The sequence below is a fragment of the Microcoleus sp. CAWBG640 genome, from assembly GCF_020883015.1.
GTDB lineage: Bacteria > Cyanobacteriota > Cyanobacteriia > Cyanobacteriales > Microcoleaceae > Microcoleus > Microcoleus anatoxicus.
The window spans coordinates 5,620-16,529 of record NZ_JAHRFC010000059.1 but is presented as its reverse complement, the minus strand read 5'-3'; the positions used below and the strand labels follow the sequence as shown (position 1 = coordinate 16,529).

The following is a 10,910-nucleotide window of genomic DNA, read 5'->3' as shown; positions in this document are numbered from 1 at the left end:
GATTTAAAATTGGCTGCACGACTTGTCGATGCCCTAGGTGGAAACCATCAAAGTTTCCCAAGGCAACGGCAGTTGGAGTCAGAGCAGCAGTACAAGAATAAGTTACCCACACGCTTTAAATTTTCACCAAAGAAATGGGTCTGAAGCCCCGTCACTTCGGCTACGCTCAGTGCATCGCCTTCGCTTGACGGCTTGAATTCTCCTAATTCTATAAGTCCTAGCTACAAAAAACTAGATCGGAAAATCCGCCAACTTCAGAAAAAACTAGCTCGTCAACAGAAGGACTCCAAACGTAGAAACAAAACTCGAACCCAGATAGCCAAACTACACAATCAAATTTCAGACACTCGTAAAGACTTCTTGCACAAACTGTCTACTAAAATAGTTAACGAAAACCAAGTAATTGTTTTGGAAGATTTAAATGTGTCTGGTATGTTGAAAAATCGAAAGCTCTCAAAAGCGATTAGCCAACAAGGTTGGTACGAATTTAGAGCTTTGTGCGAGGCAAAATCTGAAAAGTTTGGCAAAGAATTTAGAGTAATTAGTCGTTGGGAACCAACGAGTCAAGTATGTGCGGACTGCGGTTTTAAGTGGGGTAAATTAGACCTGTCAATTCGAGAATTAATCTGTTTAAACTGCGGTACACACCAAGACAGGGATTTGAACGCTGCGAGAATTATACAAAAAGTCGGGATTGGGCATAGCCACGACTCGCTTCTGGCCGCAGAGGGAAGGTAAGACTGCTTGCAGCACATCCCAATGAAGCGTCAAGAATCACCGCACTTTCAGGGCGGTGAGTATGTCAAACACGTAGTCTGATTGCTGATCGTCATCCAAATTTATGTTGAAAATACAACTAAATCACTTTCTCATCGCACGTTTCAGGGACACTCTTTTCAGGAGGAAGCAACTGTAACGACAAACCTTCCCGCGCCATCAAACTGTTCGGGAACCTTTGAGCAACTTGCTCTCCCACTTTGTCTAAGAATTCATCATTGTGCAAAGGATCGTGGTGAAAAATCACCAACTTTTTGACGTTAGCCGCCTTAGCCACTTTCACCGCTTCCTGCCAAGTCGAATGTCCCCAGCCAACCCGGCTCGACTTTTCCGAATAATACTCCTCATCCGTATAAGTAGCATCGTAGATCAGGACCTCTGCATCCTGAGCCAATTTCACCACATTTTTATCCAAGGTGTCTGCAAAATGTTCTGTATCAGTCACGTAAGCCGCCGCATAGCCCCGCCAGTTAACTCGGTAGCCCATAGCTTCTCCTGGATGGTTCAACAAAGCAGTTTCCACCTTGATCTCCCCGATTTCCACTGTATCGCCCACTTTAATATCATTGAACTTCAGGTCTGCACCCATAATTTGTAGGGGGACTGGAAAATTTGGGTGAAGCATCTGGTCGTTCAGGCGCTGCTGGATAGTAGCTTGGTTAGGAGCAACAGCACCATAGATGTGAAAACAATTGCCCTTGACAAAAGCTGGGACAAAAAACGGAAATCCTTGAATGTGATCCCAGTGAGAGTGAGTGAAAAACATATGAGCTTCTACAGGCATCTGCGACAGGAGAGTTTGTCCCAAAACCCGTAACCCTGTACCGCCATCGAAAATCAAGCGGCTGTCACCCACTCGCATTTCAATACAGGGTGTGTTGCCCCCGTAACGTACTGTTTCAGCTCCCGGAGACGCTATGCTACCTCTAACGCCCCAGAAGTGAACTGTGAATTGGCTTTGCATACTAGACATGGGTTTTCCTGCAAGATTGCTCCGGCGATCTGTTGGTAAGGTGTTTACATCTTGTTGACATACTCACCGCCCTAAAAGTGCGGTGATTCTTGACGCTTCACCAGGGTCTGCTACCAAAGTAGTCTTACGTCCCTTCTGCGTCCGTTTAGAGTCGTGGCAATGCCCTATCCCGACTTTATTTATTTTTTTAGCTGCATTCAAGTCTCTGTCTTTGTAAGGGCTGTGCCATCAAACCTCTGCTCTGGGAAGTCTCGATCGCAACTATGATTTTTTTGAGCTGTATTTGTTACCAAATGTTAACAAATACATTATTTGAGATGCTGTCTCGAATTTTGTGTGTATCCAACATTGATAGCAGCATTCCCATCTCGATTACAAATGTTACCACTACTTTACCGGGTTTGAGACCGATCGGACAAAGTGGAATGCCCCTTATCTCCTGCTCCAACGCAGGAGGGAGTGCTATCAACAAGCACTCGTTTAATGATAACTGAACTCTAGCAGTTTAGGGTAAAGAAGTGGCTAGATGCCCCGTCGAGGCTTCCCAGACCATTGGGCGATCGGGTCTAGGGGAGCATTACTGCTTGTTGTTACTATTTCAATATACAAATTGATCCAAAAACTCAGTATGGAACGAGTAAAAAAAACTACAGCCAAAATGCCTCCCAGACAAGAAGAACTGTCAGAAGCTAATGACCAAGTGCGATCGGACCACTTGCAGAAATTACCCTCATCCATAACCGATGTCCAGGTTTTGAAGAAATATACACCGAAAAACCGTGCATTTCCTCAAACTATACCAACAGCCGTTCCTGAGTCAGCCAGAGACCCCAGGATTGACTTTCACAAAGCCTCGAACCGGCCTGTGGTTTCTACTACCTTTCTCAAATGGCTGTTAGGGCGTTGGAATCGATCGTCTGGCACCCTGGCAGTTTTAACAGCTTCAGCAGTTTGGGGCTGGTGGAACAGTCAATTGCTGGCTGCTACTGGCTTGGGCATCGGAGCGATGATGCTGGTTTACCGGGCACAGTCCTGGGATTGGCAACAATTGCGATCGAACATGGAGCAATTTTGGAACAGCCCCAGCCGACGCTTGGTAGTAGCGGTGGGTAGTGGCGGCCTTGCTACTTTAGGAACTTACATGAGTTTTTCGATTTGGGCACAGTCTGAGAGTAACTGGATGGCTCTGAGCGCAATTTTACAAAATTTGGGGACGATCGCCATTGTGGTATTCTTGGTGCGACAAGTCTGGAGCCAAAGTGCTTCCAAAGATGAAGCGGTAGTAGATGGCATCCTGGCGGATTTGACGGATGCAGACCCTGTAAAGCGTTTGATAGCAGTGCGGCAAATGACCGATTTGGTCAAAAGTCCTGGGTTTTGGAAACCCAGTTCCCTCAAAAATTCCATCGGCCTGTCCCACACTGCGGAGTGCTTTCGCTTGATGCTGAATCAAGAACCAGAAGCTATAGTCCGCAATGCCCTTCTAGAAGCTTTGCAGACTTTGGACTCTCTACATTGTTCTGAAAAAACCAAATCAAGCTGAGTCGTTAAAAATTAATTTTGAATTCGGAATTTTTAAAAGCCAAAAATTAAATCATGGACTACTAGCTGACCATCAAAAGCGTAAAAAGTGATTCGAGAAATATTTGGTGCTTTGACACGCAATTCAGTGCTCGGCTCAATGGCAGAATTAGACCCTACCAGATTGGGTGCTGGCATTTCATCCTGAGCAATTTGGACACCATCCAGGTCGCAAGCAGACAAAACCGTTCGCCGGGAACTGGTGACAAGTCCTGACACAAAGCGAACTGGATACTTAAAAGAGATTTCTATCTGTCCGCTTTTGGGGGCTCCCATTAAAATTGTGATCCCAGGAACCGTCAAAAATGCTGGGTTGGAAGGTTGGATTGCCACCACATTGGTAAAAGTTAGCCCCCAATGTTTAAACTGGTGTTCTACTACTTCAAAGCATTTCAACTCTTCTAAAGCTAGTCGCACAGAATCCGGTGCTACAGCAGGCATCCGAGGCTCTGCTCCCCCCACAGAGCGGTCGGGAGTAGCAACCACAACATTATTTTTGCCGTTTAAATCTACGCTTCGACATGGAGTCTCAAATTCTGCTATCCTGTCAGACTGAAGACTTTTTGTGTCAACCATAAAACCCTCGCGATCGCTTTTCCTGAGCAGTTGCATCGTTAGTAGACCTCCCTGAGATTAGTTATTTTTTGTGTGGTGGAATTGAGCGGGGGGCGACTAATGATTGCCAAGCCCCCCCAATTCAGAATAAACAACCGACCCTCACCTTTCTAACAAAGACTTTCGACATGAAAAGTCGCTGCTCCGCAAAGTATCGTGATTAATGATTAGATATCTCCCATAATTCCTGCGGGGTAGGTATCCAGCCTGCCCTTGACAGCCTTTTTGGGACACATCTATGGGTTATTTGCTCCCACTTGTGTGATAACTTCAGCGTTTGGGTAGAGCGCTACCTATCCATTGTCAATTATTGTCCAGTAAATTAGTTACCAAAGTCAGACCGATCGACAGCAAACCCACCGTGGGCTGTGAAAGAGAGCTTTAGCACTGTAACTGTGCAAGCATCGCTTTGAGATAGCGACTCACTGAGTTTTTGACAGTGAGGGGTATTACCCATCACCTTGCTATTATCTCCCATTCACAGTAGTTTGCAAGGGTGAGGATAACTACACAACCCGAACAGCAAAAATCTCAAAAGTTGCTTCCTGTCTGTAGTTTGACCCTTCACCTGTAATTTCATATAATTAAATCAATACTCAAACTTTACAAAAGCACCCTCAACTAAACAATTTTTTTCACATTCAGACTGATGCCAGACCCAAATCTACCATCTCACTACAATTGAGGTTTATTTATGCTTTTGCCCCTAGGCTTCGGTCAACGATCGACAGTTACTTCCCAAGGCCGAATGGTATACTACACCGCGGAAAAAACGCCTTGGATGAAGATACCTACCTCAACTTCGGACAATTTGCCGAACTTGGTATTTTTTCACGGTTTTGGAGGCGGTTCCAGTGCCTACGAATGGTCGAAAGTTTATCCGGCTTTTGCCGCTGACTATCGAGTTTTGGCACCGGATTTAATCGGCTGGGGACGATCGGAACATCCGGCGAAAAATTACAAGGTTGACGATTATATCACATCTTTAATCGAATTTCTCGAAAAAACTTGCGGGAGTCCGACGGATGTGATAGCTTCTTCTCTGACTGGGGCGATCGCAATACGAGCTGCGATCGCCAGACCAGACCTGTTCAAATCCCTGATTTTGACCACACCTAGCGGTTTGTCTGACTTTGGCAAAGATTACAGCAAAAGTTTATTTGCTCAAATAGTCAGCACACCTATTTTGGACCGCTTGCTTTACAGTACCGGAATTGCCACCGATGGGGGCATCCGCAACTTTCTAGAACAGCGGCAATTTGCCGACAATCGCCGAGTTTACCAAGAAATCGTAGATGCTTACCTAGAATCTGCCTTGGAACCGAATGCAGAGTATGCCGCTCTTTCTTTTGTGCGAGGAGATTTATCCTTCGATTTATCCCTATATATAACTCAGCTAACCACGCCGACAGTGATGATTTGGGGAGAAAAGTCACAATTTACCAGCCCTGAGATTGGCCAGCGATTGGCAAATCTCAACCCCGAAGCCATCAAAGTTTTCCAAATTTTGGAAAATGTCGGTTTGACACCGCAACTAGAAATTCCTGCTGTCACCATTGGCTTGATCCGGCAATATTTAAAGTTGCTATCGGAAGGGTAAAAAGTAAACTGACAACGGCCAGTTGTTATGGTTTATGGGTTATTTTTATTGTTTATTGGTTATGAGTTATTCGTGATTATAATAATGTGAATAACAAATAACAAATAACCAATAACCAATAACCAATAACTAATAACTAATAACTAATAGCTATTTGACGCGCACATCAATGACGCTGGCGTTGAAAATATACTTTTTGCCTTCAAGTTCTAGTGTAGTGCCAATTTTGACCTTCGTATTGCCTAAAACAGGGCCGTTGTCAGTAATTTGACCTTTACCTTCTAAGGTAAACATCATATTTCTGCTGAAAGATTCTTCTTCTCTGGGGTCTGGTAGAGCTTTCAATGTGCCATTGGGCTGAGGAACGGCGAGGGTTCTGGTCAATGTTTTGACAGCTTTGATCGTAATCTGACCGGAAGGTTGGTTACGGATAATCACATTGATTTTATCCCCTGCTTTGAATAACTCTTGAAAGTTTGTCCCTTTAAGACCGATCGCAATGGCATCGATTTCGACCGGTTTGACATCGGCGCCGCCAACTTGGGCTACAGAACCACCAGAAGTACCAGGGAAGAAGAAGATTCCGACTGCAACTAGCAGGATGATCAGAGCAGCACCTAGGTCTAGGATGCTAAGTTTACCGAACAAGCGGCCTTGTGAATCCAAAATTTTCATAAAAATCTTCGGGAGTGTAGAAACCGCGTAGCTTGATAGTCGCGGACGAAACACGAGCCGCTGAATTTATCCAGCGTCTTCTGTGAGAGGTTGATAGCTTAAGAAGTATCTGTACAAGCCAAAAGATATTACCACGATCGCAGCTCACAATCGGCAGGAATTGAAGACTGATATATCTGAGTCTCAAGGGCGGCATAAAATTGAAAAAGTCCCAGCATTGATTCTGGGAATCTCCCTTGTCAATCAAGCTATACTTCAAGTATGCCATACATCCCATTCACAAAAGCGGTCGAAACAAAGGCTATATCTGTCATGTTTAAAAAAAATTGGTTGACAATCCGGCGTAGATGTGGTAAAGGAATTTATTTATTTCTGTCTCTGATTGTGACTGCGGGAATCTGGGTGGTGTCGCCGGAACCGATGCAAGCATTTTCTTTGCCAGAACTGATTTTTCGAGGTATTCAAGTTATTCAATTGTCGAATGTGTCCGATCGCCAAGAAGTGGCTATAGGTAAAGAAATCAATCAGCAGTTGGCTGGACGGGAATTTAAAATTTATCCCGATCGCGCCACTACAGCATATATCAACCGCATCGGTCAGCGACTGGCCCAAAATAGCGATCGTCCGAATATTCCCTATACCTTCCAAGTCGTTGACGATGACAATATTAATGCTTTTGCGACAATGGGCGGTTTTATTTATGTGAATAAAGGTTTAATGACCGCGGCAGATAATGAAGCTCAATTAGCCAGCGTAATCGGCCATGAAATCGGTCACATTAGTGCACGCCACGCGATTAAACAAATGCGTCAAATGGCGATCGCCTCTGGTGTCGCTTCAGCAGCGGGACTCGATGGTTCTAAGGTAGTGCAGCTAGGGGTGGAACTGGCTTTGCGCCGTCCCCACAGCCGTCAAGCTGAATACGAAGCAGATCAGTTGGGATTGCAAACAATGGGGCGATCGGGCTACGCTCAATCGGGGATGGTGGATTTTATGAAAAAGTTGCTCAATAGACCTTCTCCTCCCAGCATTTTGAGCACTCATCCAGCTACCGATTCCCGCATTGTGGCGATCGAACAGGGAATCGATCCCAGTTTGGCTACGGGTGAAGGCTTGAACAATGGGACTTACAGACAGGAAATCCGCAGGCTTCTGGGTTCCTCACGTCAGTAGTCAACAGCTAGCTCGGTGAAACCACTGGACTCAAAACCGATTTCTGGAGGGGAATTTCCGAGGAGTTCAATGGTCTAACCAATTCGTCTAAGGGCAAAATTCGGACTTGATGGTTAAATACATTAACTTGATAAACTCGGCGGTAGTTGAGGTCAAATCCTGTCAGCCAGCCACTCTTGGGATGATAAGCACCCGTGTCAATATCTAGCCACCCTTGTCCTCTGACTAATTCTCCCGGTCTGACACCCTCAAACGTAAAGGTGATCGTGTGACCGGTGATAATTAATTTATCGCGAAAATAGGGTTGAGAGATATTGTGAAAATCCTTGCGAATCCAGCAGAGTTGTTCGCTAGACTGCTGGTCAACGGGGAGTGTGGGATCGACCCCGGCGTGGACTAGCCAGATGTCGCCCAAGTCGATGTGGGTGGGGAGCGATCGCATCCATTCTAAGTGCTGGTAGGGCATCATCCCTGTATTTCTGTAACTGTCGATGGTGGCATCACCGCCACTGCAAAGCCAAGCTTGCCACGATCGCATATCAGCAACGTCACTGACTAGAGCATTTAACATCAGTTGTTCGTGGTTGCCTAACAGAGCTTGGTAACGACTTTGCTTGACAAATTCTACTACTTGAGCACTCTTAGGTCCGCGATCGATTAAGTCTCCCAGAAAATACACGCGATCGTCCCAGCTAGGGGCAAGTGCCTCTAGCAAGATCATTAAGCCATCGAAATGCCCATGTACATCACCAATAACAATGCGCCGATGCTCCATCGTACTTATTCAATTTCCTGACTCTCAACAAAAACCCGTAGCTAACAGCATCTGATTTTGCTGCTAGGCTTTTTGCCCTCTGGTGCCTAACAGGGGGTGTCACCCATTATACTGTTTTGTATAAAGATTTAGTAAAGTTGATAAGTATTTACACAAAACCCAAAATTTGGGTGAATGCCAAAACCCAGTCGATTTAACCACAAGCGACAGATCTCTTAACTAGCCTCGCATCCACAGGGTGTCGCGATCGGTCACATAACCTAGGCAGTTGTTATGCTTCTATAGCAATCCTAAATGAGTCGCAAGTTTTTTACCCCACCCCAACCCTCCCCTTACTAAGGGGAGGGAGCAAGAAATTGACAAATGAAAAAAGGGGACTCGAACAAGTCAAAGTCCCCTTTCTCAAGCAGAGCTATTTCATTATGACAAACCCTGTTTTGTAGGGGTAAGCCCCTACAACAAAATTAACCAGTCAGTCTCGCTGCTATTAGACGAAGCGCAAAGAAGAGCTGTCTAGGCTAAAGGAAGAAACTGGTTGGACGATCGCAATCAATTCATCCGAGCTCCCAGTCTTCTTGAAAATAGCGTTTCCAACAGGCAATCCGGCGGGAGAAGCACCTAACACATAAGTGGTAGGAGCGCCTTGAAGCTGGATGATATCTTGAGTCGGGTTGAAGCCGACAATCAAAGCGTAATCGCTGCTGCCAGTAGCGCTATCGATGCCATCGTTGTAGTAGAACTTGGTGGCATCTCCCAGGAAGAAAGTATCATTGCCTTCTGCGCCAATCAGGGTATCGATTTCGCCCAGCCCTGGGTTAGCAGCAGTGCTGTCAACACCAGTCAGAAAGTCATTACCTTCTTGGCTATAGAGGAAATCGTTGCCAGTACCGCCCAGCAAAACATCATTATCTTTACCGCCGTACAGGGAGTCATTACCAGCGTCACCGGCTAAGGTATTGTTGCCTAGATCGCCACTGAGGACATCATTGCCAGTACCGCCAAACAAAACATCGTCACCTTTTCCTCCTAACTCGGTATCGTTACCATCGCTTCCAATCAAGGTGTCATTCCCTTGGTTGCCATTGAGGAGATCGTTACCGTCGTTGCCAAAGAGGGCATCGTCACCTTTGCCTCCGAAGAGGATGTTGTTGTCGCTATTGCCATAGAGGCTATCGTTTCCTTTGTTGCCGTACAAAGGATTGTTAGCATCGTTGGCGACGATGACGTCATTGCCGCTGCTGCCGATCGCCTGTGGCGCTGAGCCTGTCGGTGCGGGTGAGTTTGTCATTGTGGGTGCGATCGGCGCTGTGAATGTCAGAGCAGGTGCGGGAGTGAAAATGGGTGTGGGTGTTGGTGTGGGTGTTGGTGTGGGTGTTGGTGTGGGTGTTGGTGTCGGTGTGGGTGTTGTCACCGTGGGTATTGTCACCGGTTTGGGTGTCGGCGCGGTGGGTGTTGGCGCGGTGGGTGTTGGCGCGGTGGGTGTTGGCGTCGTGGGTGTCGGCGCGGTGGGTGTTGGCGCGGTGGGTGTTGGCGCGGTGGGTGTTGGCGTGGGTGCAGACGTAGCCTCAGTCAGATTAGCAGCCAAAATTGCTGCACCAGTGAGGTTGGCTACAGTTTCGATGAAGCCAGCACCAGCCAGACTCGGCGATGCACCGAAGAAGTCGGATATTACAATGTCATCCGTAGCCCTTACTACACCGTCCTTGTTGATGTCAATCAGTAAATTAGTGCCTTGTCGAGTCAAGCCTGTATTCCCTGATGACAATGAGAGGGATAGCGTAGGGCTGGTACTGACAACGCCCTCAAAATCAGTGAAGTCTAGGCGATCAATGCCACCTGCATCCTGAATTTGAAATTGATTCTGCGAAAAAGACAGGATTTGATAGCTATCGTTACCTGCACCGCCTCGCAGCACATTCCCACTGCTAAATCCAGCAAGGGTATCATTGCCAGCACCTCCTTCTACGATGCTATTACCACCAGCACTGAGATAGTCATTGCCCGCACCGCCATCTAAGGTGCTAGGCCCACTGCCGAACAAAGTGTCATCTCCATCGCCACCAGCTAGACTATCATTGCCGCCACCTCCACTGAGAATGTCGTTGCCGATACCCCCATCCAGGGTGTCATTGTCGTTACCACCGACAAGGCTGTCATTGCCCCCACCCCCACTGAGGTTGTCGTTTCCTGCACCGCCTAGCAAGGTGTCGTTGCCATCTAAGCCACTGATGGTGTCATTGCCTTCTAAACCTGAGATGTTGTCATTACCGACAGTGCCTGTAAGGTTATCGTTGCCAGGTGTACCACTGGTTGCATTGCTTCCAGGTGCAGACGTAGCTTCAGTCAGATTAGCAGCCAGAATTGCCGCACCAGTGAGGTTGCCCACAGTTTCGATGAAGCCAGCACCTGCCAGACTCGGCGATGCACCGAAGAAGTCGGAAATTACCACGTCATCCGTAGCCCGTGCGATTCCGTCTTTGTTGATGTCAATCAGTAAACTCGTGCCTTGTCGAGTCAAGCCTGTATTCCCTGATGACAATGAGAGGGATAGCGTAGGGCTGGTACTGACAACGCCCTCAAAATCAGTGAAGTCTAGGCGATCAATGCCACCTGTATCCTGAATTTGAAATTGATTCTGCGAAAAAGACAGGATTTGATAGCTATCGTTACCTGCACCGCCTCGCAGCACATTCCCACTGCTAAATCCAGCAAGGGTATCATTGCCAGCACCTCCTTCTACG

At 46.8% G+C, this 10,910-nt stretch carries 10 protein-coding genes and 1 pseudogene; 4 read left to right on the top strand and 7 right to left on the bottom strand.

Annotated features, from left to right (window positions below; all coding sequences use genetic code 11):
• A pseudogene (locus AAFP11_RS22720) lies at window positions 1–112 on the bottom strand (bifunctional riboflavin kinase/FAD synthetase); the annotation flags it as partial.
• 80 nt (window positions 113–192) lie between these two features.
• On the opposite strand from AAFP11_RS22720, the gene AAFP11_RS22715 reads away from it, so the two are divergent.
• Window positions 193–738 (top strand): transposase, encoded by a 546-nt coding sequence (locus AAFP11_RS22715; protein ID WP_341739093.1) that lies wholly within the window; start codon window positions 193–195, stop codon window positions 736–738.
• Window positions 739–856: 118 nt separating this feature from the next.
• Here the strand turns inward: AAFP11_RS22715 and AAFP11_RS22710 are convergent, their stop codons facing one another.
• The gene (locus AAFP11_RS22710) at window positions 857–1,750 is read right to left on the bottom strand and encodes an MBL fold metallo-hydrolase (RefSeq protein WP_341739092.1); all 894 of its coding nucleotides are present in this window, start codon (window positions 1,748–1,750) and stop codon (window positions 857–859) included.
• Window positions 1,751–2,378: 628 nt separating this feature from the next.
• Here AAFP11_RS22710 and AAFP11_RS22705 point away from each other — a divergent pair.
• The gene (locus tag AAFP11_RS22705; protein WP_341739091.1) at window positions 2,379–3,293 is read left to right on the top strand and encodes a hypothetical protein; all 915 of its coding nucleotides are present in this window, start codon (window positions 2,379–2,381) and stop codon (window positions 3,291–3,293) included.
• 32 nt (window positions 3,294–3,325) lie between these two features.
• Here the strand turns inward: AAFP11_RS22705 and AAFP11_RS22700 are convergent, their stop codons facing one another.
• Window positions 3,326–3,907 carry a hypothetical protein gene (locus tag AAFP11_RS22700; protein WP_341739090.1) on the bottom strand — a complete coding sequence of 194 codons (582 nt, stop codon included), beginning with the start codon at window positions 3,905–3,907 and terminating at the stop codon, window positions 3,326–3,328.
• Window positions 3,908–4,268: 361 nt separating this feature from the next.
• Entirely contained in the window at window positions 4,269–4,424 is a 156-nt protein-coding gene (locus tag AAFP11_RS22695) for a hypothetical protein (protein WP_341739089.1), read from the bottom strand.
• A gap of 216 nt (window positions 4,425–4,640) precedes the next feature.
• Here AAFP11_RS22695 and AAFP11_RS22690 point away from each other — a divergent pair, with 216 nt between their 5' ends.
• The gene (locus tag AAFP11_RS22690; RefSeq protein WP_341739088.1) at window positions 4,641–5,546 is read left to right on the top strand and encodes an alpha/beta hydrolase; all 906 of its coding nucleotides are present in this window, start codon (window positions 4,641–4,643) and stop codon (window positions 5,544–5,546) included.
• 150 nt (window positions 5,547–5,696) lie between these two features.
• Here AAFP11_RS22690 and AAFP11_RS22685 read toward each other — a convergent pair whose 3' ends face one another.
• Window positions 5,697–6,221, bottom strand: a complete 525-nt coding sequence (locus AAFP11_RS22685) for a DUF4330 domain-containing protein (protein WP_340522040.1) — start codon at window positions 6,219–6,221, stop codon at window positions 5,697–5,699.
• 312 nt (window positions 6,222–6,533) lie between these two features.
• Here AAFP11_RS22685 and AAFP11_RS22680 point away from each other — a divergent pair, with 312 nt between their 5' ends.
• Window positions 6,534–7,394: a M48 family metallopeptidase gene (locus tag AAFP11_RS22680; RefSeq protein WP_341739087.1), complete on the top strand. Its 861-nt coding sequence runs from the start codon at window positions 6,534–6,536 to the stop codon at window positions 7,392–7,394.
• 7 nt (window positions 7,395–7,401) lie between these two features.
• Here AAFP11_RS22680 and AAFP11_RS22675 read toward each other — a convergent pair whose 3' ends face one another.
• A complete protein-coding gene (locus tag AAFP11_RS22675; RefSeq protein ID WP_341739086.1) occupies window positions 7,402–8,169 on the bottom strand; it encodes a metallophosphoesterase family protein in 768 nt (255 codons plus the stop codon).
• Window positions 8,170–8,656: 487 nt separating this feature from the next.
• Window positions 8,657–10,910, bottom strand: a 2,254-nt coding sequence (locus AAFP11_RS22670) for a calcium-binding protein (protein WP_341739085.1), incomplete at its 5' end; no start/stop codon positions are given.